26 protein-coding genes and 2 pseudogenes are annotated in these 24,658 nt (G+C 59.5%); 13 read left to right on the top strand and 15 right to left on the bottom strand.

The window, feature by feature from the left end; genetic code table 11:
- Positions 1 to 116: 116 nt before the first annotated feature.
- Positions 117 to 602 carry an acyl-CoA thioesterase gene (locus BGP85_RS13585; RefSeq protein ID WP_103448418.1) on the top strand — a complete coding sequence of 162 codons (486 nt, stop codon included), beginning with the start codon at positions 117 to 119 and terminating at the stop codon, positions 600 to 602.
- Here the strand turns inward: BGP85_RS13585 and pdxY are convergent.
- Positions 599 to 1,471: a pyridoxal kinase PdxY gene (gene pdxY / locus BGP85_RS13580; RefSeq protein ID WP_103448417.1), complete on the bottom strand. Its 873-nt coding sequence runs from the start codon at positions 1,469 to 1,471 to the stop codon at positions 599 to 601. The two genes, BGP85_RS13585 and pdxY, sit on opposite strands and share 4 nt — an antisense overlap.
- 120 nt (positions 1,472 to 1,591) lie before the next feature.
- On the opposite strand from pdxY, the gene BGP85_RS13575 reads away from it, so the two are divergent.
- Complete coding sequence (locus tag BGP85_RS13575; RefSeq protein ID WP_103448416.1) at positions 1,592 to 1,984, top strand: DUF3301 domain-containing protein; 393 nt, start codon at positions 1,592 to 1,594, stop codon at positions 1,982 to 1,984.
- 3 nt (positions 1,985 to 1,987) lie between these two features.
- Here BGP85_RS13575 and BGP85_RS13570 read toward each other — a convergent pair whose 3' ends face one another.
- From BGP85_RS13570 to zigA, 3 genes are read right to left on the bottom strand one after another with little or no spacing between them, the layout of a single operon-like run.
- Positions 1,988 to 2,956, bottom strand: a complete 969-nt coding sequence (locus tag BGP85_RS13570; RefSeq protein WP_103448415.1) for a CobW family GTP-binding protein — start codon at positions 2,954 to 2,956, stop codon at positions 1,988 to 1,990.
- Between the two features lie 39 nt (positions 2,957 to 2,995).
- Entirely contained in the window at positions 2,996 to 3,622 is a 627-nt protein-coding gene (locus tag BGP85_RS13565) for a DUF1826 domain-containing protein (protein WP_103448414.1), read from the bottom strand.
- Positions 3,619 to 4,827, bottom strand: coding sequence for a zinc metallochaperone GTPase ZigA (gene zigA / locus BGP85_RS13560; protein ID WP_103448413.1), 1,209 nt, complete (start codon positions 4,825 to 4,827; stop codon positions 3,619 to 3,621). The genes BGP85_RS13565 and zigA overlap by 4 nt, the downstream gene beginning before the upstream one ends.
- A 112-nt stretch (positions 4,828 to 4,939) precedes the next feature.
- On the opposite strand from zigA, the gene BGP85_RS13555 reads away from it, so the two are divergent.
- Positions 4,940 to 5,320, top strand: a complete 381-nt coding sequence (locus BGP85_RS13555; protein ID WP_103448412.1) for a glutamine synthetase — start codon at positions 4,940 to 4,942, stop codon at positions 5,318 to 5,320.
- Between the two features lie 22 nt (positions 5,321 to 5,342).
- A complete protein-coding gene (folE2, locus tag BGP85_RS13550) occupies positions 5,343 to 6,230 on the top strand; it encodes a GTP cyclohydrolase FolE2 (protein ID WP_103448411.1) in 888 nt (295 codons plus the stop codon).
- A 3-nt stretch (positions 6,231 to 6,233) separates the two neighbouring features.
- On the opposite strand, the gene BGP85_RS13545 is transcribed toward folE2, so the two are convergent.
- A complete protein-coding gene (locus tag BGP85_RS13545; protein WP_060483822.1) occupies positions 6,234 to 6,761 on the bottom strand; it encodes a DUF3617 domain-containing protein in 528 nt (175 codons plus the stop codon).
- Between the two features lie 130 nt (positions 6,762 to 6,891).
- Between BGP85_RS13545 and cls the strand changes: the two genes are divergently transcribed.
- Positions 6,892 to 8,331, top strand: coding sequence for a cardiolipin synthase (cls, locus tag BGP85_RS13540; protein WP_103448410.1), 1,440 nt, complete (start codon positions 6,892 to 6,894; stop codon positions 8,329 to 8,331).
- A 47-nt stretch (positions 8,332 to 8,378) separates the two neighbouring features.
- Here the strand turns inward: cls and cfaB are convergent, their stop codons facing one another.
- The gene (cfaB, locus tag BGP85_RS13535; RefSeq protein ID WP_103448409.1) at positions 8,379 to 9,563 is read right to left on the bottom strand and encodes a C17 cyclopropane fatty acid synthase CfaB; all 1,185 of its coding nucleotides are present in this window, start codon (positions 9,561 to 9,563) and stop codon (positions 8,379 to 8,381) included.
- A gap of 219 nt (positions 9,564 to 9,782) precedes the next feature.
- Here cfaB and lpdA point away from each other — a divergent pair, with 219 nt between their 5' ends.
- A complete protein-coding gene (gene lpdA, locus BGP85_RS13530) occupies positions 9,783 to 11,183 on the top strand; it encodes a dihydrolipoyl dehydrogenase (RefSeq protein ID WP_103448408.1) in 1,401 nt (466 codons plus the stop codon).
- A 74-nt stretch (positions 11,184 to 11,257) separates the two neighbouring features.
- Positions 11,258 to 12,166 (top strand): LysR family transcriptional regulator, encoded by a 909-nt coding sequence (locus tag BGP85_RS13525; protein ID WP_103448407.1) that lies wholly within the window; start codon positions 11,258 to 11,260, stop codon positions 12,164 to 12,166.
- Here the strand turns inward: BGP85_RS13525 and BGP85_RS13520 are convergent.
- From BGP85_RS13520 to BGP85_RS29280, 4 genes and pseudogenes are all read right to left on the bottom strand, one after another.
- Positions 12,152 to 12,910 (bottom strand): substrate-binding domain-containing protein, encoded by a 759-nt coding sequence (locus BGP85_RS13520; RefSeq protein ID WP_374755317.1) that lies wholly within the window; start codon positions 12,908 to 12,910, stop codon positions 12,152 to 12,154. The genes BGP85_RS13525 and BGP85_RS13520 overlap by 15 nt on opposite strands.
- 8 nt (positions 12,911 to 12,918) lie before the next feature.
- A complete protein-coding gene (locus BGP85_RS13515; RefSeq protein WP_103448405.1) occupies positions 12,919 to 14,217 on the bottom strand; it encodes an MFS transporter in 1,299 nt (432 codons plus the stop codon).
- Positions 14,218 to 14,378: 161 nt separating this feature from the next.
- A pseudogene (locus BGP85_RS29285) lies at positions 14,379 to 14,489 on the bottom strand (SAM-dependent methyltransferase); the annotation flags it as partial.
- 66 nt (positions 14,490 to 14,555) lie between these two features.
- The gene (locus BGP85_RS29280) at positions 14,556 to 14,978 is read right to left on the bottom strand and encodes a hypothetical protein (protein ID WP_103448404.1); all 423 of its coding nucleotides are present in this window, start codon (positions 14,976 to 14,978) and stop codon (positions 14,556 to 14,558) included.
- 165 nt (positions 14,979 to 15,143) lie between these two features.
- On the opposite strand from BGP85_RS29280, the gene BGP85_RS13500 reads away from it, so the two are divergent.
- Positions 15,144 to 15,569 carry an anti-virulence regulator CigR family protein gene (locus BGP85_RS13500; RefSeq protein ID WP_258035891.1) on the top strand — a complete coding sequence of 142 codons (426 nt, stop codon included), beginning with the start codon at positions 15,144 to 15,146 and terminating at the stop codon, positions 15,567 to 15,569.
- A gap of 548 nt (positions 15,570 to 16,117) precedes the next feature.
- Here the strand turns inward: BGP85_RS13500 and BGP85_RS29275 are convergent.
- The 4 genes from BGP85_RS29275 to BGP85_RS13480 all read right to left on the bottom strand — a co-directional run bounded on the left by BGP85_RS29275 (position 16,118) and on the right by BGP85_RS13480 (position 19,480).
- Positions 16,118 to 16,249: a hypothetical protein gene (locus BGP85_RS29275; protein ID WP_258035890.1), complete on the bottom strand. Its 132-nt coding sequence runs from the start codon at positions 16,247 to 16,249 to the stop codon at positions 16,118 to 16,120.
- A gap of 89 nt (positions 16,250 to 16,338) precedes the next feature.
- Complete coding sequence (locus BGP85_RS13495) at positions 16,339 to 17,187, bottom strand: polysaccharide pyruvyl transferase family protein (RefSeq protein ID WP_258035906.1); 849 nt, start codon at positions 17,185 to 17,187, stop codon at positions 16,339 to 16,341.
- A 614-nt stretch (positions 17,188 to 17,801) separates the two neighbouring features.
- Entirely contained in the window at positions 17,802 to 18,692 is an 891-nt protein-coding gene (locus BGP85_RS13485; RefSeq protein ID WP_103448401.1) for a LysR family transcriptional regulator ArgP, read from the bottom strand.
- A gap of 284 nt (positions 18,693 to 18,976) precedes the next feature.
- Positions 18,977 to 19,480: a hypothetical protein gene (locus tag BGP85_RS13480; protein WP_103448400.1), complete on the bottom strand. Its 504-nt coding sequence runs from the start codon at positions 19,478 to 19,480 to the stop codon at positions 18,977 to 18,979.
- Between the two features lie 141 nt (positions 19,481 to 19,621).
- Here BGP85_RS13480 and BGP85_RS13475 point away from each other — a divergent pair.
- A pseudogene (locus tag BGP85_RS13475) lies at positions 19,622 to 20,173 on the top strand (IS3 family transposase); the annotation flags it as partial.
- Between the two features lie 920 nt (positions 20,174 to 21,093).
- On the opposite strand, the gene arsN2 reads toward BGP85_RS13475, so the two are convergent.
- The gene (gene arsN2, locus BGP85_RS29585; protein ID WP_054884811.1) at positions 21,094 to 21,588 is read right to left on the bottom strand and encodes an arsenic resistance N-acetyltransferase ArsN2; all 495 of its coding nucleotides are present in this window, start codon (positions 21,586 to 21,588) and stop codon (positions 21,094 to 21,096) included.
- A 177-nt stretch (positions 21,589 to 21,765) separates the two neighbouring features.
- Between arsN2 and BGP85_RS13465 the strand changes: the two genes are divergently transcribed.
- From BGP85_RS13465 to arsH, 4 genes are read left to right on the top strand one after another with little or no spacing between them, the layout of a single operon-like run.
- A complete protein-coding gene (locus tag BGP85_RS13465; protein WP_049695271.1) occupies positions 21,766 to 22,122 on the top strand; it encodes a metalloregulator ArsR/SmtB family transcription factor in 357 nt (118 codons plus the stop codon).
- A gap of 29 nt (positions 22,123 to 22,151) precedes the next feature.
- Positions 22,152 to 23,435 (top strand): arsenic transporter, encoded by a 1,284-nt coding sequence (locus BGP85_RS13460; protein WP_054884812.1) that lies wholly within the window; start codon positions 22,152 to 22,154, stop codon positions 23,433 to 23,435.
- 14 nt (positions 23,436 to 23,449) lie between these two features.
- Entirely contained in the window at positions 23,450 to 23,920 is a 471-nt protein-coding gene (locus BGP85_RS13455; RefSeq protein ID WP_054884813.1) for an arsenate reductase ArsC, read from the top strand.
- A 23-nt stretch (positions 23,921 to 23,943) separates the two neighbouring features.
- Positions 23,944 to 24,657, top strand: a complete 714-nt coding sequence (gene arsH / locus BGP85_RS13450; protein ID WP_054884814.1) for an arsenical resistance protein ArsH — start codon at positions 23,944 to 23,946, stop codon at positions 24,655 to 24,657.
- Position 24,658 lies beyond the last annotated feature (1 nt).

Genomic DNA, 24,658 nt, shown 5'->3' with positions numbered 1-24,658 from the left:
GACGAGTGAGCGTCCGGCAACGTCCCGTAATTCAGGAAGGCAAACCTTCTAGAGGGGAAACAGAAGTGTCAGCAGATACCCGCCCCGATTCAGCGCAATCTCACCGTGAGCACACTATGGAACCTGGAAACGCCGAGCTGAGCATGACCGTCCTGATGACACCGGACATGGCCAACTTTTCTGGCAACGTACACGGCGGCACCCTGCTCAAGTACCTCGACGAAGTGGCCTATGCCTGTGCCAGCCGCTATGCCGGCAGCTATGTGGTGACCCTGTCGGTCGATCAGGTGATCTTCCGCGAGCCGGTTCACGTCGGCGAGCTGGTAACGTTCCTCGCCTCGGTCAACTACACCGGCAACACCTCGATGGAAGTGGGCATCAAGGTGGTCACCGAGAACATCCGCGAGCGCTCGGTACGCCATTCCAACAGCTGCTTCTTCACCATGGTCGCAGTCGATGACAACCGCCGCCCGGTGCCGGTGCCGCCTCGCCAGCCGCATTCCAGCGAAGAGAAGCGCCGCTTCCTGCAGGGCCAGCAGCGCCGTCAGATCCGTCAGGAACTGGAAAAGCGCTACCAGGACCTTAAAACCGACGCGATCTAGTAAGCCAGGCGCTGCGCCTCGAAGCGCACGCGCGGGTGGGCAATGCGATCCTGGGCCCGCACCAGCTGCAGTTCGTAGCTGGTGCAAGCCTGGGTTTCCAGCAGCACCTCATGCACGGCCGCCGCAGTGAATTCAAAGGCCTGTAGCCAGCTGTCGCCCAGCAGCACACGGGCCAGGAACATCCCCGACGTCAGGTCACCTACGCCAACCGGTTGCCGCGGGAAGGCCAACAGGGGGCGACGCAGGTGCCAGCTCTGTTCACGGGTCACCAGCAACATCTCGAACATATCCTCAGCACGCCCCGGATACGACAGGTGCTTGACCAGCACCACTTGTGGGCCGCGCTCGAGCAGGCTGCGCGCCATGCTGACGCAGTTCTCTAGCGATTGCGCACGGCGGCCGCAGAAGCTGTCCAGCTCCAGCTGATTGGGGCAAAGGATATCCGCCTTGGCGGCTGCTTCATCGAGCAGGAACTCGCTGACCTCCTGGGGAACGATACAGCCCTTTTCCGCATGGCCCATGACCGGGTCACACAGGTACAGTGCCTTCGGGTTCACAGCCTTGATGCGTTCGACCCCAGCCAGAATTGCCCGGCCCTGCTCGGCGCTGCCCAGGTAGCCAGACAGCACGGCGTCGCAGTGGCCCAGTTCGCCGATGTTGGAAATACCCTCCACCAACGCAGGAATTTGCGCTGGAGCGAGCACTTCGCCCGCCCACTGGCCATACTGAGTGTGATTGGAAAACTGTACGGTATTGAGGGGCCAGACGTTGACCCCGATACGCTGCATGGGGAACACCGCAGCGCTGTTGCCGGCGTGGCCGAAGACCACGTGGGACTGGATGGCGAGCAGATGCGGGGTACGTTTCATGCGGGAGGATTCCAAAGCTGTTTCAAGGATTGTGCAGCGCGCAGTATGGACTCGATTGCCACCTGTACGACAGGCCAGGGACGCAGTTAAGCTGGTTTGACCTGTTTGGAGCATACGTAAATGTTGACCCTGGAGAATCTCTTCGTCCTGATGTTGTTGGCCACGGCAGGCGCTTGGTTATGGCACAACCATGGGCTGCGCGAGAAGGCCCTGGAGCGGGTCAAACAGCACTGCGCAAAGCTCGACCTGGAACTGCTGGATGACGCCGTTGCGCTCAAGCGCATCGCGTTCATCCGCGATGCCAACGGCCGCAAGCGCCTGGCCCGGGTCTATGCCTTCGAGTTCACCGTGACCGGGGAACAACGCCACCCTGGGACCGTGACCCAGTTCGGCGCCCACAGCGCCCAGATTGAACTGGCACCCTACCCGTTCGAGATCAAGACGCCGCCACGGGCTGACAATGTGATCGAGATGCAGCAGTGGCGCCAGGAGCACAACCGCTGGCGCAACTGACAATCAGATCAGGCATTTCGCCAGAGCCGCCTTTAGCAGCGGCTCTGGCTGCGCCTGCTCGAAGATCAGTTCGATGCGCGAGTCCTTGCGCCAGCCGCTTGGCTGCCACTGCGGCAAGTCACCTTCCAGCCCATTGAATGACTGCCATCCATCGACACTGTGGATAACTCCCTTGGCGCGCCGCCATGGCCAGGCCCCGAGAAACGCCTGCAAGCGCTGTGGCTCGAATCGCTGACTGGGGTGCCAGCGCCAGCCTATGCTCCAACCCCCCTCACCTTCCTGAGCCGAACAAATCGGCAGAGAAGGATCTATCCACAGGGCTGAAGGCGCTGTGGATAGACTTGCTTCAGGCAAGCTATTCACAGAACTGTCACTGATTTGACTTGTGGATGAAACAGGCAGCATGTTGAGCTCGACCAAACCCTGCCGGGTCCAAACCTTGTGGATATTTAAAAAATCTTTATTTATCAACAACTTAATATCTTCATCCACAGCGTCGGCCTTGTTCAGCAGAACCAACGCTGCCGCTTGCAAGGCCTGTTGCTGAGCCTCGGGTAATGGCTCACCTCGGGCCAGTGCCTGAGCATCCAGCACCATCACCAACGGCTGCACTGCCAGCACCCCAACCCAGGGTGCCTGCTGCAACTGGTTCAGCAACTGCACGGGATGCCCCAGCCCGGAAGGCTCGATGAACAACCGGTCGGGCCGAGCCTTGCGCAGCAGGCGGCCAAGCCCGACCTGGAACGGAGTGCCGTTCACGCAGCACAGGCAGCCGCCGGCCACCTCGCCAATGGCGATACCGTCCTCGTCACGGCTGAGCAACGCCGCATCGAGCCCGACCTGGCCAAACTCGTTGACCAGCACGGCCCAGCGTTCGTTTGCCGGGCGCTGGGCCATCAGCTGGCGGATCAGGCTGGTCTTGCCGGCCCCCAAGGGGCCGGCGATGACGTGGGTGGGGATGTTCTGCAGCATGCCAGGGCTTCTATGGGGAATTCACCCCACTATGCCCCGTCATGCCAGCCAGTCAAGGCTGAGCAACAGCCGCCGCTGCCCACTGGCTGGCGAGCGGTGGATAAGTCCCGCGCCTTCATTGCCCAGCCATTTTTCCCCTTTGAGGACAGCCACCTCACCCGCCTGCAAGGTGCGAATGTTATCCACAGGTGCCGGTGCCAGGTGCAGGCCCACCCGCTCTAGTGCGCCTTCTTCCAGCCATTCGCTGCCAGGGCCCACGTAGGTAGTCAGCAAGCGCAAGGGCACGTTATCCACATGGAAGCGCGGGCACATGGCACCTTGCAGCACCCGCAGCCGCAACCCCACCCGCCGTGCGCCGAGCAGGCAGGTGTAGGCAGATACCAGCCACTTCACATCGGCCACAAAGCCCTCGTAGCCATGCAGGTCCGCAGCCTCCTGCAGCAGGTCAGGCAATAGCGGCGGTTCGTGCTCGCTCACATCGAGTACGCGCTGGTCAGCCAGGGACTGCCCGAGGCTCACCACCAAGGCAGCAAAGTCTTCCACCTGTGCTGGCAAGCGGCGCTGCCAGACGGCCAGGTTCACGCCATCCTGAAAGATCTCGGTGAGCACCTTTGGCGATTCCGCGAAGGCCTGGCGGATATCCACAGGGCGCAACGCCGGGCTCATGCTGCTTCCTCGACATGCCAGGCGCCGAAAGGATCCGGCAGGCGAAGCCAGGCCATCGGCCCGAGCGCCATTTCCTCATCACTCAGCAAACAAGCATCCAACTCTGTGGATAACCTTGCGAAGTCGATGTTCTGCCCGATGAACACCAGCTCCTGACGGCAGTCACCAGTTTCGGAGTGCCAGTGCTTGAGAATGTCTGCCGTGCTCTGCTCATCCTGCGGCCAATGCTCCCGTGGAACAAAACGCCACCAACGCCCGGCCAGACCATGGCGCATCATGCCGCCAGCCTGCGACCAGCTGCCAGCTTCCTGGAATTTGCTGGCCAGCCAGAAAAAGCCCTTGGAACGCAGCAGCCGACCATTGCTCCAGGTGTTGTGGATAAAGTCGAAGAAGCGCTGCGGGTGCAGTGGCCGGCGAGCTTCCCAGGTAGTCGCCGCGATGCCGTACTCCTCGGTTTCCGGTATATGCGCCCCACGCAACTCCTGCAGCCAACCTGGCGCCTGCGCAGCCTGGTCGAAGTCGAACAGCCCGGTATCGAGAATCCGCGCCAGCGGCACCTGGCCCATGACCATGGGCACGATCTGCGCACGGGCATTGAGGCTGCGCAAAATGGCGGTGAGTTCTTCGCGCTCGTGCTGGCTGATCAGGTCGATCTTGCTCAGCAGCAGCACATCGGCGAACTCGACCTGTTCGATCAACAGGTCGCTGATGGAACGCTCATCGTCTTCACCCAGCGTCTCGCCACGGCTCGCCAGGCTTTCGGCTTGCTGATAATCGCGCAGGAAGTTCAGGCCATCGACCACGGTGACCATGGTGTCCAGGCGCGCCATGTCGGACAGACTGCGGCCTTGCTCGTCGCGGAAGGTAAACGTCTCGGCGACCGGCAGCGGCTCCGAAATACCGGTGGACTCGATCAGCAAATAGTCAAAGCGGCCTTCCTCAGCCAGTCGCGCGACCTCCTCCAGCAGGTCTTCACGCAGGGTGCAGCAGATGCAGCCGTTGCTCATCTCGACCAGTTTTTCTTCTGCGCGGTTGAGGCTGACGTTGCGCTGCACTTCGCTGGCGTCGATGTTGATTTCACTCATGTCGTTGACGATCACCGCGACCCGAAGGTTGTCGCGATTACGCAGCACATGGTTGAGCAAGGTGCTCTTGCCGGCGCCGAGGAAGCCGGAAAGCACGGTGACGGGGAGGCGATTGAACATGGTGAAACCTCTTCAGGCGGACGCACTCGAAACGATGCATTGCATAATGTTATAAAGTAACAATACAATTTCGCCAAGCTGTACTCGTCGGAAGGGTAATTCGGAGATGGAAATGAGCCTGCCACGTGCTGCCCTGTTGCTGCTGCTTCTCGCGCCTCTGCCAGCCTTGGCATTGGCGCAAGGCAGTTCGCTCGCGCTGTGTACCCGCAGCGCAACGCTACTCGCCTGCCAGGACGGCAATGGCAATTACTACAGCGTGCGCACCGAAGGCAGCCATCTTTACCTGCGCGGCTTCGACACGACGACGAGTCGACTCTGGTCGCAAACCAACAGCCGCTATGGCGCACTGACATTCTTCACCGGTTTGGCCAGCGATGGTGAAGCCTGGTTCGGATACAGCCGCCGTGTTGGCTGGACCACGTTCAACCGCGTGTCCAGCTCCAGTGGCCAACGTTTCAACTTGCATTGCAGCCTGGTCGGCGGATGTCGCTGACCCTTTTTGCCTGGTATCCCCCATGACTAGCCTGACACTTCCGGACATTGCCATACAGACCCAAGAGCACGCCCTCCCATTGGATTGGGTCGGCATGTGCTGCATCGCCTTACCCATCCAGATCGATGGTCGTCAGGTTCCGGCCATGGCCAATGCCGGTGTCAGCTTGGTGGATAGCGCTTCGCGGGGCATTCATATGTCTCGCCTCTACCTCGCATTGGAATCGCTTGAACCGCAGCCATTGACGCCCTTGGCCATTCGCCGTCTTCTGGCGGACTTTATCGCCAGCCACGAAGGGCTCTCCAACGCGGCTTATCTCAACCTGGCTTTCGAGCAACTGCTGAAACGACCAGCCTTGATCAGCCCACTCGCAGGTTGGAAGAGCTATCCGATCACCCTGGAAGCGAAGATAGAAAATGAAATGTTCCACGTGGAACTATCTGCTCGTGTGCCTTACTCCTCAACTTGCCCGTGCTCGGCAGCGCTGGCCAGGCAACTGATTCAACAGCAGTTCGAGACTGATTTCGCTGAGCAGCACCTGGAGCGCAGCGCGGTACTGGAGTGGTTGGGCAGCAGCCAGGGCATCGTCGCAACGCCGCATAGCCAGCGCAGCCAGGCACTGGTCAGCGTGCGCCTGCAGGAGAATCTGGCGTCGATACCCATAACCGAATTGATCGACCAGATTGAGCTCAGCCTGGGTACGGCTGTGCAGACCGCCGTAAAGCGTGCAGACGAACAGGCGTTCGCCTTAGCCAATGGGCAGAACCTGATGTTCTGTGAGGACGCCGCGCGGCGATTGCATCGGTCGCTGCGGCAGTTGCAGTGGGCTACCGCCTTCAAGCTCCGCGTGGAACATGCAGAGAGCCTGCATGCCCACGATGCGGTAGCCAGCAGCCAATGGCGGTGGTGAAACTCAGGTACGGGGTTTGACTGTTCCACAGTCGTTGCCAAGCCATACGGCCCGGGTGTTCATACTGCCCTGCTGCTGAACGCCCGAGGCATTGAAGGTGCCGTTGACCTGCGTAGTGAATTCCTTGTCGCTGAGGAATGTCGCCTGGCCAGTACCCTGAGCCTTCGGGCAGCTGAACTGGAACTTCCAGACATTGCCGGTGCGATCGGTAATTTTCTGGGTACAACCCGACTTCGGGTCCTGCAACGGAATATCGTTGGTCTGGACCTGCTCAGGCGTCAGGCACGAACGCACCCCGTTGCCACCAATCGTGACCCCCTGCTTGGCCAGTACCCCTTCCATCATGGCCCGCTGTTCCGGTGGCAGGTTCTTCAACTGCCCGAGCATGAACTGCATATCGGGTAACGGCTTGCCATCGACCTGCATGTTGCTGGTAGTCAGCTCCCACAGACCGGGCTGCAACATCTGCGCATGCACCAGTGGGCTGCTCAGGCCCAAGGCCAGAGCCAACAGTGGCAGACGAATCTTCATGTACGAACGCTCCTCGAAAAACCGGCCAACGGGCCGGGCTCAGCCTTAGACGCCAAATCCGCTTTCAGGTTGCAAGGCGGACGTGGAACGTGTTCTGTTATCCGCTGTGTATTCGGCAAGCAGGATGCGTATGGATTACCACAGCCCCTACTTTTTCGGCTACGTGCTCGGCCTGATTCATTTGCTCGGCATGATCGCCGCGTTACATGCAGTGTTCACCGTGCGTACCGCCCAAGGCGCAATTGCCTGGGCCATGTCGCTGTTCTTCATTCCTTACTTCACGCTGATTCCCTACCTGATCTTTGGTGCACGATCCTTCTACGCCTACATCCAGGCCCGGCGCCAGGCCAACCAGGAAATGCACGTGGCCATGGCCAACCTCAACTGGCGGCCGTGGGTTGAGGAAGCCCTCACCGCCAGAGAGTCGGAAAGCTACGCGGCCTTGCGTGCCATGCCGAAACTCGGGCGAATGCCTTGCCTGGCCAATAACCAAGTGAAGCTGCTGATCAATGGCAAAGCCACTTTTGACGCCATCTTCGCCGCCATCGAGCAGGCACGCGAAGCAGTACTGGTGCAGTTTTTCATCATCCACGACGATGTCCTTGGCAAAGATCTGCAGCAGTTGTTACTGCGCAAGGCGGCCGAGGGGGTAAAGGTTTTTGTGCTGTATGACCGTGTCGGCAGCCATGCCCTGCCGGCCAGCTACAGCCAGGTACTGCGTGATGGCGGTGTGCAGATCCATGCCTTCGCGACCCGCCGCGGATGGTTCAACCGCTTCCAGGTCAACTTCCGCAACCACCGCAAGATCGTCGTGGTCGATGGCCTGCTCGGCTTCATCGGTGGGCATAACGTAGGGGACGAGTACCTCGGCAAGAATCCACACCTGTCACCTTGGCGCGATACTCATGTGCAGATCAGCGGCCCGGTGCTGGCCTGCCTACAGGAGTCGTTTGCCGAAGACTGGTACTGGGCCACGCGCGAGCTGCCACCTTTGATCCTGCCGGACACCTACCCCGACAACGGCGTGCTCTGCCAAGCCCTGGCCAGTGGCCCGGCAGACCCGCAGGAAACCTGTTCGCTGTTCTTCATCGAAGCCATCCACTCGGCAAGCAAACGGGTATGGATCACCAGCCCTTACTTCATTCCGGATGAAGCCGTGTTCGCCGCCTTGCGCCTGGCGGTGCTGCGCGGGGTGGATGTGCGCGTGCTGATACCGTCTCGGCCCGATCACAAGATCGTCTATGCGGCCTCCAGCCTGTTCGCATTCGAGGCAGTACGTGCAGGGGTAAGGATGTTCCGTTATCAGCCTGGCTTCCTGCACCAGAAGGTGGTGCTGGTGGATGACGAGGTCAGCGCGATCGGCAGCGCCAACCTGGACAACCGCTCGTTCCGGCTCAATTTCGAGATCACCTTGCTGACGGTAGACCGCCCGTTCGCCGACCAGGTGGAAGCGATGCTGCTGGACGACTTCGAACAGGCCCGCGAGATCACTGCTGAAGACAGCCGCGATACCCATCGTGTCCAGCAGCTGGGGATGCGCATTGCGCGCCTGATTTCACCCATCCTCTGAATGAAGAAAGGGCCGCTTATGCGGCCCTTTCTTCATTCGGTGCATGATCAGCGATAAAGGTCTTCCCGTGTCCACGGCAGATCGTGGTGCCCATCGGCATACGGCTTCACGGCCAGAATCTGATGCAGGTTGATCCAGCCCTTCTGGAACGCATAGGCACAGCCGGCCAGGTACAAGCGCCAAATGCGCAGGGTCTTCTCTGGCACCAGCGCCGCCGCTTTATGCAACTGGTTCTCCAAGTTCTCGCTCCAGTGATGGAGTGTCTTGGCGTAGTGCAAGCGCAGGCTCTCGACGTCCACCACCTCCAGCCCCGCCTCACAGATGCTGGCTGTGATCATGGACAGGTGCGGCAGTTCGCCATTGGGGAATACATAACGGTCGATGAAGTCCCCCGCCCCTCGTCCAACCGGGCGGCCATCAATGTGTTTGGCGGTGATGCCATGGTTCATCACCAGGCCACCTTCGCGCACCGCACCGAACAGCTTCTGGCAATACAGGGGCAGGTTGGCATGCCCTACGTGCTCGAACATGCCAACACTGACTACCTTGTCGAAACGCCCATCCTGGGGCAGGTCGCGGTAGTCGAGAATCTGCAGGTCGACACGCTCGGCCAGGCCTTCGGCCTTGACCCGTTGACGTCCGAGTTTCAGCTGTTCCTTGCTCAAGGTGATGCCGAATACCTTGGCGCCATATTCACGTGCCGCAAAACGAGACAACCCGCCCCAGCCGCAACCCACGTCCAGCAGATAGTCACCGGCATCCAGGCGGAGCTTGCGGCACAAGTGGTCGAACTTGTCCTGCTGGGCCTGATCGAGGGTATTGTCCGGCTCGCGGAAGTAGGCGCAGGAATACGCCATGTCCTGATCCAGCCACAGCTGATAGAACTCATTGGACACATCATAGTGGTAGGAAATGGACTGGGCGTCGGTGCTCTTGTCGTGGGCCAGACGCTGCGGCGGAGCTTCGTCCTCGTCGGTCAGCAGTGCTTCGCTGAGTTCGTCGCACACGCGGATGGCTTCTCCGATGTCACCTTCCAGCTCCAGCTTGCCCTCCACGAACGCGGTGCCCAGCTGGTCCATGCTTGGATGCGTCAACTGAGCGATCAGCTGTGGGTCCTTGACCAGGATGGTGACCTGCGGGCTTGGGCCCAGATCGAACTGGTTGCCGTCCCACAGTTTAAACCGCAGTGGCAGATGCAGGCTTTGCAGTGCCGGTGGAAGTTGAGCAAGCATGAACACTCCTCCTATCCCTATAAGGCCACGACGCCTGATATTTCGAACGTCGCCGGAACAGAGTAGTTCATTCGTGGGAGGTTTCCTCAAGATCAGACCTAAACGCGACCAAGGTCTAGAACCAACTGATCTGATGAAAGCAACGGATTGTATACAATCTACCCTTCTCAGCTTAACCTTATGCCCCTCTCGCGCTTCCTCATCTGGAGTACAAAACCCATGAAATCCTATGACGTGGTGATCATCGGCGGCGGCCCTGGCGGCTACAACGCAGCGATCCGCGCCGGCCAACTGGGCCTGAGCGTCGCTTGCGTGGAAGGCCGTTCGACCCTCGGTGGCACCTGCCTCAACGTCGGTTGCATGCCGTCGAAAGCGTTGCTGCACGCCTCCGAGCTTTACGAAGCGGCCAGCGGCGACGAGTTCGCTCACCTTGGCATCGAAGTGAAGCCGACGCTCAACCTCGCCCAGATGATGAAACAGAAGGACGAGAGCGTGACTGGCCTGACCAAGGGCATCGAGTACCTGTTCCGCAAGAACAAGGTCGACTGGATCAAAGGCTGGGGCCGCCTGGATCGCGTTGGCAAGGTCATCGTCAAGGCCGAAGATGGCAGCGAGACCGCACTGCAGGCCAAGGACATCGTCATCGCCACAGGCTCCGAGCCCACTACCCTGCCCGGCGTGACCATCGACAACCAGCGCATCATCGACTCCACCGGCGCCCTGGCCCTGCCGCAGGTACCCAAGCACCTGGTGGTGATCGGCGCCGGCGTCATCGGCCTGGAACTGGGCTCGGTATGGCGCCGCCTGGGTGCACAGGTCACCGTCATCGAGTACCTCGACCGCATCTGCCCGGGCACCGATGAAGAAACCGCCAAGACCCTGCAGAAAGCCCTGGCCAAGCAAGGCATGGCCTTCAAGCTCGGTAGCAAGGTCACCCAGGCGAAGACTGAAGCCGACGGTGTCAGCCTGACCCTGGAGCCGGCAGCTGGTGGTGCCGCCGAAACCCTGCAGGCCGACTACGTGCTGGTCGCGATCGGCCGTCGTCCTTATACCAAGGGCCTGAACCTTGAGAGCGTAGGGCTGGAAACCGACAAGCGCGGCATGCTGAGCAACGAGCACCACCGCACTTCGGTTCCAGGCGTGTGGGTGATCGGCGATGTCACCTCTGGCCCGATGCTGGCGCACAAAGCTGAAGACGAAGCGGTCGCCTGCATCGAGCGCATCGCCGGCAAGCCGCATGAAGTGAACTACAACCTGATCCCAGGCGTGATCTACACCCGTCCGGAACTGGCCACAGTCGGCAAGACCGAAGAGCAACTGAAGGCCGAAGGCCGCGCCTACAAGGTCGGCAAGTTCCCCTTCACCGCCAACAGCCGCGCCAAGATCAACCATGAGACCGAAGGCTTCGCCAAGGTCATCGCCGACGCCAACACCGATGAGGTGCTCGGCGTGCATCTGGTCGGCCCGAGCGTCAGCGAGATGATTGGCGAGTTCTGCGTGGCCATGGAGTTCGCCGCCTCGGCTGAAGACATCGCCCTGATCTGCCACCCGCACCCGACCCGCTCCGAAGCCCTGCGCCAAGCCGCGATGAATGTGCACGGCATGGCGATGCAGATCTGACCCAGCTGGCTCCGCCGGTTTTTTCGAAATACCATTGATGCACGCTTTCGATCAAACCAGCGGGGCCCCACCGGGTGAGCATCAATTTCGATCTGAACGACCTGCAGGCCTTTCGTGCCGTGGTCGAACAAGGCAGCTTTCGCCGCGCCGCCGATACCATTCTCATCACCCAGTCGGCGTTGAGCCGGCGTATCGAAAAACTCGAGTCGGCGTTGGGCGTGAAGCTGCTCGAACGCACCACGCGCAAGGTGTCGCTGACCAATGTCGGGCGCGCCTTCCTGCCCCAGGTCGAACGCCTGCTGGACGACTTGGATCTGGCGCTGCTCAGCGTCGGTGATGGTGGCTCGCTGCGCACCGGCACCATGACCATTGCCTGTGTGCCGTCGGCGGCCTACTACTTCATGCCCCATGCTATTCGCGCCTTCCATGCGCAATACCCGAAAGTGCGTATCAACCTGTACGACGCCGCTGCCAACGAAGTCAGCGCCGCCGTGGCCTCCGGCGAAGCGGACTTCGGCCTGAGCTTCACCGGCAACCTTGCCCCGGAGATCGAGTTCAGTGTCCTGCTCGAAGAGCGTTATGTCATCGCCTGCCGGCAGGACCACCCGCTGGCCAAGCTGGAGAAGGTGACTTGGGCACAAGCCTACGAACACGACTACATCACCCTGGGTAAATCGTCAGGCAACCGTCTGGTACTGGATCGGGCGCTGGCCGGGATGCAGGTCAGCAAAGAGAGTGTGTGCGAAGCCAGGCATGTGACCACCCTGCTCGGCCTGATCGAAGCAGGCCTGGGTATTGCGGCGGTGCCATCGATCGCGCTGCCGATAACGCCGCATCCGATCCTCGCCAGCGTTGCACTGGTCGAACCCGAGGTCAGCCGCAAGATGGGCCTGCTCAAGCGCCGCGGCCGTACGCTGACGCCTGCGGCACTCGAGATGGTAAGGCTGATTCGGGAACTGCCCGGCGTATTACCGGGCGACTGAATCCAGGCCGGTGGCACGTACGTCAGGCTGCACGGCAGGTGAAGCCAGGTATTGCAGAAGCTGTTTCGCCTCGGCTGGGTGCTCGGCGCCTTTTGGAATAGCGGCGGCGAAGCGGGTCACCGACTGCAGGCTTTCCGGAATCTTGCCAACGAAGGTCACACCCGGCACGGGCAGCAACTCGGCAACCTGCTGGAAACCCAGCTCATAGGTGCCCTGAGCCACCTGCGAGGCCACCGGTATGCGCTCGACCATGGTGCTCTTGCCGACCAGGCGGTCCTCGATACCCAGCTTCTTGTACAGCTCCTTCTCGATATACACGCCACTGGCGCTGTCCGAGTAGGCCACCGATTTGGCCGCCAGCAGTGTCTGCTTAAGCTGGTCGGGAGTGGCGATATCAGGCTTGGCCTGGCCCTGCTTGACCACCATGCCGATGCGCGAGTCCGCCAGCTCGACCCGTGAAGCCGGGTCGACCTTGCCCTGGCGGATCAGCTCATCCAGCGCATAGCCAACCATGATCACCACATCGGCGTGCTCGCCACGAGCGAGGCGATTGGGGATCGCCTCGGGGGCCTTGCCCATCGAGGGCCCGAGCACAGTGACCAGTGTATCGCCGCTCTGCGCGGCATACTTGGGCCCCAGTTGCTTGTAGGCGGCGGTGAAGCCGCCCGAGGTCATCACGGTCAGTTCGGCAGCCTGGGCAAGGCTGCAGCCAGCCAGGAGAGCAACAGCCAGTAACGCTTTCATCGAGGTCCTCATACAGCCACCGGAGCGCGGTTGGCCAGGCGACGGTACAGCATCCAGGTGGCGACGAATGCACAGAGCGCGGCAAACATCATCCAGTAGGCGGGTGCCGCCTTGTCATTGGTGACATGGATCATCCAGGTCGAGATTGCCGGCGTGAAACCGCCGAACAGTGCAGTCGCCAGGCTATAAGCCAGCGAAAAACCTGCCACCCGCACTTCCACCGGCATGATTTCGGTCAGCGCCGGGATCATCGCACCGTTGTACATGCCGTACAGGAAGGAGAACCACAGCAGCACTTCGAGCATGTGGCCAAAGCTCGGCGCCTGGGCCAGATAGGTCAGTGCCAGGTAGGCGGTGATCATCGTCATCAGCGACATGGCCAGCAGCAGCGGCTTGCGCCCCAAGCGATCGCTGAGCGCACCGCCGATGGGCAACCAGATGAAGTTCGACACCGCCGTCAGCAAGGTCACCAGCAGCGCGTCACCGGTACTCAGTTGCAAAACTGTCTTGCCGAAGGTCGGCGCGTACACCGTAATCATGTAGAAGGCGGTGGTGGTCATGGCGACCATCAGCATGCCGAACAGCACCATGCCGGAATTGGCGGCCAGCGTCGCCAGCACCTGCTTCATGGTAGGGCGATGCTCGCGTGCGGCGAACTCCTCGGTTTCCTGCAAGCTGCGACGCAGCAGGAAGATCACCGGGATGATCATGCAGCCCACAGCAAACGGCACGCGCCAGCCCCACTGGGCGATCTCGGCGGCAGACAGCCATTCGTTGAGCGCAAAGCCCAGCGCCGCAGCGACGACAATTGCCACCTGCTGGCTGGCGGACTGCCAGCTGGCGTAGAAGCCCTTGTGCCCAGGCGTTGCCATTTCGGCCAGGTACACCGAAACACCGCCCAGTTCAGCACCCGCCGAGAACCCTTGCAGCAAGCGCCCGATCAGCACCAGAGCCGGGGCCAATAGCCCGATGCTGGCGTAGCCGGGCACCAGCACGATCAGCAAGGTCCCGCTGGCCATGATTGCCAAGGTGACGATCAGCCCTTTGCGTCGGCCCACGTCATCAATGTACGCCCCCAGGATCACCGCACCCAGCGGGCGCATGAGGAAGCCGGCGCCGAACACGGCGAAGGTCATCATCAGCGAGGCGAATTCATTGGACGCGGGGAAGAAGGCCGCCGCGATGTGCGTGGCATAGAAGCCGAACAGGAAAAAGTCGAACTGTTCGAGGAAGTTTCCGGACGTAACCCGGAAGACCATACCGGCCTTGGACTTGCCCTCGGGCACCGAGCGTGACGGCAGACTCATGGTGGATCTCCAGCGTTTCTTAATAATTGTAAGTGCTTATTTCTGGAATGATCGTCGAAAAAGGCGCTGGAGATAATCGTTCATTTTTCATTAATTGATGCGCCGATGAGATCAATCGGGCGCGGGCGGCAGGGAAAATTGTGCGCAACGGCGCTGAATCCATCGGCCGCCAGGTCTTCAACGTAGCCAAGATGCAGATCTGTTTTTTCAAGCAGGCTGTTTGCGGCTAACTGCTGCTATGCGGTTTCAAGCATCGGCCCAGAAGTATCAATGCAAAAAAGCCCAGCAGAGGCTGGGCTTCTTAACGCTAAGGGCGACACTCAATCGAATCTGTCAAATCACCGATCGTTCTTTGAAGAAGATACCGTGGCGTTGCTTAGACCTCTGGAATTGTGCTCGCCTGGAGTGGTTCGAGAGATGGCTGTGGATTTGGCCAAGCCGCGAGTATCTTTGGAGTGGGCGACACCCGAGGTGGTGGTTCCGTGACCTTTATCACTGTTGCGCGAGCTCCCGTAATGGTTGCCGCTTGCTCCATGATCGCGTGTTGCCTTGCCTTCGTGATCGCTTCCAGCGCTCATTCCATTTCCGTTGTGCCCTCCCATACCACCTGCATGACCACCCCCATGTCCGCCGCCGTTGCCACCGCCACCGCCGCCACCTTTGGCGTAGGCAGAACCCATCGGGGATAGGTCAGCGGGCACGAATGCCGTCAACCCGAGTACCAATGCACAAGCAAAGGCAGCAAGAAGGGGTTTTCTCATTTTTTATTCGCATCCAGAGGCGTGGGGGAAGCTAATGTGACTCTTTGACCAAGAGAGCGCGGTGAGGTTCTCGCATTCCGACAGAATGCTGCCCCCGTTAAGAGCATTGCCTTCGATAACAGGTTGACTACGCTCTGGTTAGATAAATGACCAAGGACTGTTCACGTGGGTAAGAAATTGAATTTTGCCGTAGTGCTGTCGCTGGTAATGGGTTTGAGCCCGATGTTGTTGGCAGATCCCGGAAAAGGGAAAGGTCACGACAAGGGAAATCAGCACGACAACCAAAGGCATCAAGGCAGTGCTAACGGCTGGCAGAGTGGACCTTCTGTCGATTTGGGCGGGGTGCGGGTCATCCTCAACGACAACCGCGATTACTGGAGTCCAGCCTCCTCTCTACCTCCAGGGATCCAGAAGAATCTGGCACGCGGCAAACCTCTCCCGCCCGGAATTGCCAAAAAACTGGACAGCAGGCTGATCAATCGACTTCCTCATTACGATGGCTATGAGTGGCAACAAGCCGGAGCTGACCTACTGCTTGTAGCTATTGCCTCGGGTGTAATCTATGAGGTACTGCACAACGTGCTGGATTGAAGTTCCCCAGGGTGCAGGAAGGGTGAAGGAGTTTAGAGCCAGCGAAGGGCCGGGAGCATCGCAGGAGGCGATGAGGTGAACCTCACCGGCTCCTGCGACAGTTTTAATTTTCTAAAGCCAACGTTTAGTTTTCCTCAATAAAGACTGTATTTTCAGTGCCTTACGGAACGCAGGCTGTGGACCTTTCTGACATTCTCGCCAACCTGTCTTAGCCTGCGACTCCTAGGTATCGAGTCAAACATACAGACAATAAAGTCCGTAAATGACCATAAATAACTGATTTTTATGTCTTTTCTCGATAGCTCGGCGATCTGCTTTTTATCTAAAGCTTGATGCCCTCAAACGCTCCGCGTTTTTTCGGATGTGCGCGCAGCCGGCACTTCTAGAGGACAATAGAGGTCCTTCCGTTTCGTCCCTCTAGGGCCTTCCACCACTATCCGGTACAACTCCTCGACATCTCTCCTGCTGCTGGAGTATTCCGTAGACCGGTATCCCTTATGAAAAACCCCGGCTACGTGGGCCGGGGTTCCTGGTACCGCCTGGGCTACTTACGAGCACCAGCCGCCGTTGTGGTGCGAACCGGTGCCGCCATGCGGATGGGTACCGCGCGGGCAGGCCGAAGCAGTGAACGAGGCAACGGACAGAAAGGCAACGAGGCCGGCAATAGCGATCTTTTTCATGGTTATCTCATGTATGTGTTAAGCAACTGTGGCGCAACCCTACAGACGCCCAGAATTTGAGTCAACGCTTAGATCATCTATGCGTTAGGCTAAAGGCTTTTCGGGAAAACGTGCAGCAGGTTTTCCTGCATCGCTTCCAGTCCTGGTCGGTGGTAATTGCCGATACTGCCTTCGATGGTCCAGCTCGCGTTCTTGAGGATCTGCTTCGGTGTCACTGGCTCTGTACCCGCTATGCCAAACGACGAGTAGTAGTCTTGAAACTTGAATTCCCAGTGCGGGTTGCGCTCCATGACCATCCACTTGTTCGGCACCCCGTAGGAGTCCGCGACGATCAGACCATGGAGGCTGGTCGACAAAATGAAGTCGCAAGATGCAATCTCAGCCAGCACCTGCTTCACCGGCGAGAAGACGTCAATGACCCGCGATCCTGATAGGCGTCGACGCAGATCCTGGATCACCGGGGACGTCCGGTCGTGGATGTGCGGGATGATCCCGATGCGGGCGCTCTTGCGGCTCGGTTTCTTGACGATTGCCGGCGACAGGAGGCCTGGGTCGCCCAATACGGGCGGGACGCGCGTGTCGTGAATGCGATCAGCGCAGAGCTGGCCACGGACAGCGTGGTAATGGTGCCGACCGGAGAACCGTTCTTCGGCCACACCGGTGCCTGTGCCCCAGATGTGTAGCTTGCGCGGGAAACAGAGGAATTTGGCTTTGCTCTCGCGTCCGAGGACGCTTCCGATAGCGATCATGTCGGCCGATTTTACCGGGGCCCACACAATTTTCTTCCCTGAGGCGAACTCCACCACCTCTGCCGACAGGTAATCGCCGAAATTCTGTTGATTCGGGTTTTTACGCCCGCTTCCGCGACACCAGTACAGCTTGATCTTGCTCACTTCTATACCCTTGTTAAGCAAAAAAACGCGCGGATCATAGACCATTTCGGTCGTGACGACGCAATCTTCACACCTCCGGAGAATTCCCGACATCACCGAGGCCCCATAAATGAAATCCGCCTTTTCTCTCTCCTACGACCGATCTGCGCCGGATTCTGGACGGCCCTGTGGGACCTGCGCTGGGGATCGTGATGCTCCTGGTGCTGCTCGCCATTCTGCAACTGCCGGTGCCGATGGCTGCTGGGCACTAGGCGAAAAAAAGCGCCCAGGAGGGCGCCTTGAAGGGCTGCCATCTTGTCAGTGGAGAACCTAAGGCAAATATGCGTTAGGTAGGAGGTCGACAAGCTGGTATTCCAGAGGGAGGGGTCCACACACCAAACGGGGGAAATCAAATGAGCAATCACAGGAACCGAATCAGTGCTCTCCCCTCCGGAACGGCGCGCACCTTACCCCTTTCGGAGTTTGTTGGCCACATCCGATACCACGGATTGTCGTGAAGAATTCTTCATGTACAGACCTGCTTGGCTGGCCTTCTCGCTTGTGCCGCCCATCCAAAACCTGACGATCTGACGCCGTGACAGCAGCGTGTGATGGCTGACTGGAGTGAGCGGCTTGGGCGCTGCTGTGGTTCGTTCTGGCGATGGGGTGCGATTGAGGCCCTACGCGATGGGTTGCAGCAATGCTCCGGCGTGACGTACCAGGTGGGCTGTCAGGTCGGCCAGCAGCTTGCCGCCCTGCCGCCAGTGGTGCCAATACATGGCCACGTCGACGCAGCCGTCCGGGTTGATGTCGACCAGGGTGCCGGCGGCGAGCTGTCCCTTCACTTGCATCTCGGGTATCAGCCCCCAGCTGATCCCCGCCTCAGCCATCTGGACGAAGCCCTGGGACGACGGGCATAGGTGGTGGAGGTAATCCTCGATCCCCTGCTCCGCCATGTAACGCTGCTGCAGCAGGTCATCTGGCCCGTAAACCAGAGCCGGCGCCCGAGCCAGACGCGCGATGTCGAACCCTTGCGGGAAGTGCCGCGCGACGAACGCTGGACTTGCGATCGGCCGGTAGCGCATATGCCCGAGCAGGACGCTTTTTGTCCCTGCGACGCTGCGCTCGCTGCTGCACAAGCACGCGGCTACGTCTCCCGATCGCATGCGGTTCAGTCCCACCTCCTGGTCAACCACCACCAGGTCCAGGAGCAAACCGCGCTCGACGCAGAATTCGCCGACGGCGGCTGCCCACCAGGTGGATAGGCTGTCCGCGCTCAGGGCGATGCGCAGCCGATCGGGGACGGTTTCCTCATCGAGCTGGGGCAGCTGGCCGTGGAGGTCGCGCTCGAGCAGGCGAACCTGCTGCACATGGTGGAGCAGACGCTGGCCGATCTCGCTCGGCACGGTCGGCGTACCACGGATCAGGACGGGTTGCCCGGTACGCGCCTCGAGCAGCTTGATCCGCTGTGAAACGGCGGACTGCGATAGGCCGAGAACCTGGGCGGCGCGGTCGAAACTTCCCTGTTCGGCCACCGCCGCCAGAGCCGAGAGCAATTTGTAGTCGAACATGGTTTTTCCTGGGTACAGAAACACGAAAACCCGCTCTTGACGGGTTTCGGTGGAATGATCGGGAGTTACCCATATCCTGTCAATGCGCGCGGAGATAGCTGAAAATATGGGTATATACATTGACATATCCACAACTTATGGCGAATACGGCATCTCACTCACGTATATCCCATGAGGTGTTTCGCCACTCCGTGTCCAGCTTTGTGCTGCGGCAGCTCAAGGCCGAGAGCGTGCCCTTGTAGGCGAGTGGAAAGCAATTTCAAAGATGCAGTGCCAGCCTACTGTTAAGACGTGACAAGCTCTGCCGTGGCGGCCTTTACTCGGTCCCGATAAATGTCCCGATGGCGCTCCCTGATTTCCTCCATCTTATCCATCAGCTCTACCACCTCACCGGCGAGACGCGCTTCCAGCTCGGCAAAGTCTTCAGCGGTGAGCGTCGACTTGTTCGCTGCTGTTCGACCTGGTGTCGCGAAGTGAGCAGACGCGGCACGGTCATCCATTCCCCGTCCGATCAGGCGTTCGAATACGTGGCCAGCGACAGTGGGCGTTATGTCCATGCCCGCTTCCTTTTCACGCTCCAAGGCAGCAATCACAAGCCCACGCTTGGCGCGCTTGTGGGCTGCACCGCATTCAGCCCCACAACGACCGCAGATTGCTTTCGGGTTGTCCCCGCCGCGCGACAGATAGCTCATAAACTCCATGAACTGCTTGTCGTAGGACGCTCCGATCTCTTTGTCATACTGCTGCAGCAGCAGATCTCGCATGCTTTTCTGGCTCGATTTGGCCATCCTGGCGGTCCTCCGTCGTATTGCCTATCACATACTTATATTAGGCATTAGCAAAATTGATAAAGCATAGCGTGCGCCCACCTCGACGTCATCACGATACCGACAGCAGAGCCGCCCTTCACATAGCCTTCTCAGTACCGACGTCGCCTTTGCCAAACCTTCAAGGTGCATCCCAGCGGCTACTACGCCTGGCTGGCCGAGCCTCGGTCTGCCCGAGCCTAAGAAGACCAACGGCTACTTGGCTTGATCAAGCAAGCTTGGCTGGAAAGTGGTGGTGTGTACGCCTGTCGCAAAATTCACGATGACCTGCGTGAACTGGGAGAAACCTGCGGGCGAAATCGGGTGGGGCGCTTGCTGCAGGCAGAGGGGCTGCGCTCGCAAACGGGCTATCGGCGGCGCCCAGGATTTTATGGCGGAAAGCCAACCGTAGCCTCGCCAAACCACCTTGCGCGCCAGTTCAAGGTCAGTGAGCCGAGCAAGGTCTGGGTGACAGACATCACATACATTTGCACCTATGAAGGATGGCTGTACCTGGCGGTAGTGCTAGATCTGTTTTCCCGCCAAGTGATTGGCTGGTCAATGAAGCCCAGGATGTGCCGCGACCTGGCGATTGACGCGATGTTGATGGCCGTGTGGCGCCGCAAGCCACAGCAGCAAGTGATGATTCATTCAGACCAAGGCAGTCAATTTAGTAGAGCGGGGCTCTGGGACTGAGCAGACGCTTTTTTTCGCCCGTATTCGTCAACTTGGCGATCACCAGCACTAAATACGAAGTCAGGACAGTCATAAGTCAATTCCGGCTTTGGCCATCTCACCCTGGCCGGAGGATCGGCACATGTACACCATGTTCCTGTTCCCAGGCGTACCTTATTTTGAAATTTACGGATGTCGTCGACAGCATGAGACTCCCAGCAGAGGAACAAAGAACGTTCCAGATACGAGCGAATTGACTCTTCAGGCTGAATTTGCAAACGCGGTATGGAGAGCATGCTGAGACTGCTTGGATAACGTAACTGTGTCGCGCCGACCCACGCGACCGCGGCCCCTATGGGAGGCCGCAGTCGCGCATGACAGCTTTTATTGTCGCGGTACCGCTTTTATTGTCGGAAACCAACGTGTTGCCGATTAATAAACTTTGTCACAAAGTCTCTTGCATTTCGCGGCCTAGCGAGGAGGCTGCTTCTAGGGAAGCAAAAATAAAGGTTGTCACAAAGCATAATTTTTCAAAATTTCTCGGGCTTTTTCGTTTAATAAAGGTTGTCACAACAATAAAGGTTGTCACAGCCAAGGTTCAGCCAGAGAAAAATTACAGGAAGGACCCCGTGCTAAAACCCCAAAAAAATTATGATGGTATCTTTTAGGGGCGTGGTAACCGGTGCGAGCGCACCTGGCTGGGAGGCCCCTACAAATCGTTGGGTTGGGCATGGATTTCTCTGAGCTACATCTGGAGGGGTTGCTGCTTTTCCGAGCGCAGACGCGCCAACCAGACTGACTGTTTTCCGCTACCAGGCAGGTTTAAAACCGTCCAAGGATACGCCTGTATCCTCACTCATGAAGTCGCTCAATCATGACGGGTCAACCCAGGGCTCGCCATCTTCCGGGCGCCGCAGGACTCAGTGAAGTTCGTGGAGGCGAGTTCCCTGAGGTGACACCGAGTTCATGTCGCCAAGCTCCTTCACCATATAAACCGCAGACGTCGGGCAGAGGCTGTTGAATTCCTCCGAACTGGAAATTTCCTTTGGGGCTTGGGATCGGTTTCTCTGCTCATATCCCCGAGCCTCGAAGAAGTCGGGTGCTGTGGTGGTCAGCAGATGAAGGCTTTGGGCTCCGTCAGCTCCCGCTATTCGCTCAAGTGCTCTGAGCAGCAGCGTACCGATCCCTGACTTTCGCTGGGCCGGTACGACAACCAGTGAGCGAATAAGACGAGTCCGACCGCTTCCTTCAATGCCCCCGTATCCCAGCTCCGTTTCTCCCCGGTGAAAGGAATAGAACATTCGACCGGGCTGCAAAAGGTCTTGGGTCGGCAAGCCCGCAGCAGTCAGATGCGCAGCTAGGCCTAGGATTTGATCGGTACCAAGCAATCGGACAGAGATATCAGACTGGTTCATTGGCGACTCTGGGGGTGGTATCGACGCCCAGTATAGGACCCAGAGCGCGGGCTTTTTCCAGTTTTATGACGTCCCGTAACGCGAGGCGATTGTAAATATCTGCTTTACCGCATATTCGAATAGTCATATATTCGTATTTCCAGATATTGGCCGTACACGCATTCCCCAGGAGGTCCCATGCGGGAAACACTAACTCCCCCCATCGTTTTCAAATGCCTGGCTGATGACACCCGGGCCCGTATGACCCTGCTGATCGCCCGTGAAGGCGAACTCTGTGTCTGCGAACTTACCCACGCGCTGGAGTTGAGCCAGCCGAAGATCTCCCGGCATCTGGCCCAGTTGCGCGAGGCTGGAATCCTGATGGATCGCCGCAAGGGTCAGTGGGTGTACTACCGACTGCACCCCGAACTGCCGCAGTGGGTTGACGCGATGCTGAAGGGAGTGGTCGATGCCAACCAGGAATGGTTGAGCCCCGATGCATTGCGCCTTGCCGAAATGGGCGAGCGGCCGCAGAGCCCTGTTGCTTGTGCTTGAGACTTCCCTTCACTGATTGAGTTGTAGTCATGCTGATCGCATTTTTGATTTTCCTGGTGACGATCGTTTTCGTCATCTGGCAGCCCAAAGGCCTGGGCGTGGGCTGGAGCGCCGCACTGGGGGCCGTCGTGGCGCTGCTGGCGGGCGTCGTGAGCCTGTCCGATATCCCCGTGGTCTGGCAGATCGTTTGGAACGCTACCGCCACTTTCATTGCCGTCATCATCATCAGCCTGCTGCTGGATGAGGCGGGGTTCTTCGAGTGGGCGGCATTGCACGTGGCCCGCTGGGGCAATGGCAGCAGCCGCAAGCTGTTCGCCTTCATCATCCTGCTGGGCGCCGCCGTCTCGGCGCTGTTCGCTAACGACGGTGCGGCACTGATCCTGACCCCGATCGTCATCGCCATGCTGCTGGCCCTGCGCTTCTCCCCGGCGGCGACGCTGGCATTCGTCATGGCGGCGGGCTTCATCGCCGATACCGCGAGCTTGCCGCTGGTGGTGTCCAACCTGGTGAACATCGTTTCCGCCGACTACTTTGGCATTGGCTTCAGCGAGTACGCCTCGGTCATGGTGCCGGTGAACCTGGTCAGCATCGCCGCCACTCTTGGAATGCTGCTGTGGTTCTTCCGCAAGGACCTGCCGCGTACCTATGAACTCGACCAACTGAAGGCTCCCGAGGCCGCTATCCGCGACAAGGCGACGTTCGTTGCCGGCTGGTGGGTGCTTGCGCTGTTGCTGGTCGGCTTCTTCGCCATCGAGCCGCTGGGCGTTCCGATCAGCGCCATCGCTGCTGCCTGTGCGCTGATCCTCTACCTGATCGCCGCGCGCGGGCACGTGATTTCTACCCGCAAGGTGCTCAAGGACGCGCCTTGGCAGGTCGTGGTGTTCTCGCTTGGCATGTACCTCGTGGTCTATGGCCTGCGTAACGCCGGCCTCACCGACTACCTGACGCAGATCCTCAATGTTTTCGCCGGCTACGGGATCTGGGGCGCATCCCTCGGGACGGGGCTGCTCGCCGCTGGCCTGTCGTCGGTCATGAACAACATGCCCACTGTGCTGGTAGGCGCCCTGTCGATCCATTCCGCCGAGGCCACCGGCATCGTGCGCGAGGCCATGATCTACGCCAACGTCATCGGCTGTGACCTTGGTCCGAAAATCACCCCAATCGGCAGCCTGGCCACCTTGCTGTGGCTGCACGTGCTGGCCCGCAAGAACATCGTCATCACCTGGGGTTACTACTTCCGCACCGGCATCGTTCTGACGCTGCCGATCCTGCTTGCCACCTTGGCCGCATTGGCCATCCGCCTGAGCTTTTGAACCGGAGATACCTGATGAAAGTCTTGTTCATGTGCACCCACAACAGCTGCCGCAGCATCCTGTCCGAGGCGCTGTTCAATCACCTGGCCCCCGAGGGTATGGAAGCTGTGAGTTCTGGCAGCTTCCCAAGCGGCAAGGTCAATGAGCGGGCACTGAAAACCTTGGAAGCCGCCGGTATCCCCACCGCTGGTCTTTCAAGCAAGGCCTCGGACGCCTTCGAAAGTTCTCCCCCCGACATCGTTGTCACCGTGTGCGACCGCGCTGCCGGCGAAGCTTGCCCGATCTTCTTCGGTCCATCGCTCAAAGCCCACTGGGGCTTGGCCGACCCTTCGGCGGTCACCGGGAGTGAGGCAGAAATCGAAGAAGCCTTCCAAACCACACTTGCGAAGATCGATGAGCGCGTGCGCGCCTTCATTGCGCTGCCTCTCTCGCAACTGAGCCAGGACCAACTGAAAGCCGAACTTGCCCGCATCGGCGCGCTGTAGGCCCTGGATCAATGGAGACCGAAATGAACGACCACCTGCCAAATGTCCAACCAGAACTGATTGATCTGCCGTCGCTGGAGCGGCTGGCGCCGAAGGATCCTTCCACACACAAACCGCGCATCCTGCTGCTGTACGGATCGACCCGCGAACGCTCATTCAGCCGCTTGATGGTTCAGGAAGCTGCGCGCCTGCTGGAAGAGTTCGGCGCCGAAACCCGTATTTTCGACCCTTCCGGCCTGCCACTGCCGGATGACGCTCCGGACACCCACGAGAAGGTGCTGGAACTCCGCGAGCTGATGCAGTGGTCCGAAGGCCAGGTGTGGTGCTCGCCCGAGCGTCACGGCTCAATGAGTGCTGTCTTCAAGGCGCAGATCGATTGGGTACCGCTGGCCATGGGCGCCGTTCGCCCAACCCAGGGCAAGACCCTCGCCGTGATGCAGGTGTGTGGAGGCTCGCAGTCTTTTAACGTGGTGAACCAATTGCGCGTGCTTGGCCGCTGGATGCGTATGTTTACCATCCCGAACCAGTCGTCGGTGCCGAAAGCCTTCCTGGAGTTCGATGAAGCCGGGCGCATGAAGCCGTCTTCTTTCTACGATCGACTGGTCGACGTGATGGAGGAACTGACCAAGTTCACGCTCCTGCTGCGTGATCGCCAGGATTATTTGGTAGACCGCTACTCCGAGCGCAAAGAGTCGGCGGAAGAACTATCCAAGCGAGTCAATATTCGGTCTATCTGAG

It is taken from the genome of Pseudomonas putida (genome assembly GCF_002906855.1).
Classification (GTDB): Bacteria; Pseudomonadota; Gammaproteobacteria; order Pseudomonadales; family Pseudomonadaceae; genus Aquipseudomonas; species Aquipseudomonas putida_N.
Note: the sequence above shows the minus strand (reverse complement) of the source record. Positions and strands in the feature narration are given on the sequence as shown.

Coding starts and splice junctions, on each gene's coding strand:
- BGP85_RS13585 (WP_103448418.1), top strand. CDS start 117: ATGGAACCTGGAAACGCCGAGCTGAGCATGACCGTCCTGATGACACCG.
- pdxY (WP_103448417.1), bottom strand. CDS start 1,471: ATGAAACGTACCCCGCATCTGCTCGCCATCCAGTCCCACGTGGTCTTC.
- BGP85_RS13575 (WP_103448416.1), top strand. CDS start 1,592: ATGTTGACCCTGGAGAATCTCTTCGTCCTGATGTTGTTGGCCACGGCA.
- BGP85_RS13570 (WP_103448415.1), bottom strand. CDS start 2,956: ATGCTGCAGAACATCCCCACCCACGTCATCGCCGGCCCCTTGGGGGCC.
- BGP85_RS13565 (WP_103448414.1), bottom strand. CDS start 3,622: ATGAGCCCGGCGTTGCGCCCTGTGGATATCCGCCAGGCCTTCGCGGAA.
- zigA (WP_103448413.1), bottom strand. CDS start 4,827: ATGTTCAATCGCCTCCCCGTCACCGTGCTTTCCGGCTTCCTCGGCGCC.
- BGP85_RS13555 (WP_103448412.1), top strand. CDS start 4,940: ATGAGCCTGCCACGTGCTGCCCTGTTGCTGCTGCTTCTCGCGCCTCTG.
- folE2 (WP_103448411.1), top strand. CDS start 5,343: ATGACTAGCCTGACACTTCCGGACATTGCCATACAGACCCAAGAGCAC.
- BGP85_RS13545 (WP_060483822.1), bottom strand. CDS start 6,761: ATGAAGATTCGTCTGCCACTGTTGGCTCTGGCCTTGGGCCTGAGCAGC.
- cls (WP_103448410.1), top strand. CDS start 6,892: ATGGATTACCACAGCCCCTACTTTTTCGGCTACGTGCTCGGCCTGATT.
- cfaB (WP_103448409.1), bottom strand. CDS start 9,563: ATGCTTGCTCAACTTCCACCGGCACTGCAAAGCCTGCATCTGCCACTG.
- lpdA (WP_103448408.1), top strand. CDS start 9,783: ATGAAATCCTATGACGTGGTGATCATCGGCGGCGGCCCTGGCGGCTAC.
- BGP85_RS13520 (WP_374755317.1), bottom strand. CDS start 12,910: ATGAAAGCGTTACTGGCTGTTGCTCTCCTGGCTGGCTGCAGCCTTGCC.
- BGP85_RS13515 (WP_103448405.1), bottom strand. CDS start 14,217: ATGAGTCTGCCGTCACGCTCGGTGCCCGAGGGCAAGTCCAAGGCCGGT.
- BGP85_RS29280 (WP_103448404.1), bottom strand. CDS start 14,978: ATGAGAAAACCCCTTCTTGCTGCCTTTGCTTGTGCATTGGTACTCGGG.
- BGP85_RS29275 (WP_258035890.1), bottom strand. CDS start 16,249: ATGAAAAAGATCGCTATTGCCGGCCTCGTTGCCTTTCTGTCCGTTGCC.
- BGP85_RS13495 (WP_258035906.1), bottom strand. CDS start 17,187: ATGGTCTATGATCCGCGCGTTTTTTTGCTTAACAAGGGTATAGAAGTG.
- BGP85_RS13485 (WP_103448401.1), bottom strand. CDS start 18,692: ATGTTCGACTACAAATTGCTCTCGGCTCTGGCGGCGGTGGCCGAACAG.
- BGP85_RS13480 (WP_103448400.1), bottom strand. CDS start 19,480: ATGGCCAAATCGAGCCAGAAAAGCATGCGAGATCTGCTGCTGCAGCAG.
- arsN2 (WP_054884811.1), bottom strand. CDS start 21,588: ATGAACCAGTCTGATATCTCTGTCCGATTGCTTGGTACCGATCAAATC.
- BGP85_RS13465 (WP_049695271.1), top strand. CDS start 21,766: ATGCGGGAAACACTAACTCCCCCCATCGTTTTCAAATGCCTGGCTGAT.
- BGP85_RS13460 (WP_054884812.1), top strand. CDS start 22,152: ATGCTGATCGCATTTTTGATTTTCCTGGTGACGATCGTTTTCGTCATC.
- BGP85_RS13455 (WP_054884813.1), top strand. CDS start 23,450: ATGAAAGTCTTGTTCATGTGCACCCACAACAGCTGCCGCAGCATCCTG.
- arsH (WP_054884814.1), top strand. CDS start 23,944: ATGAACGACCACCTGCCAAATGTCCAACCAGAACTGATTGATCTGCCG.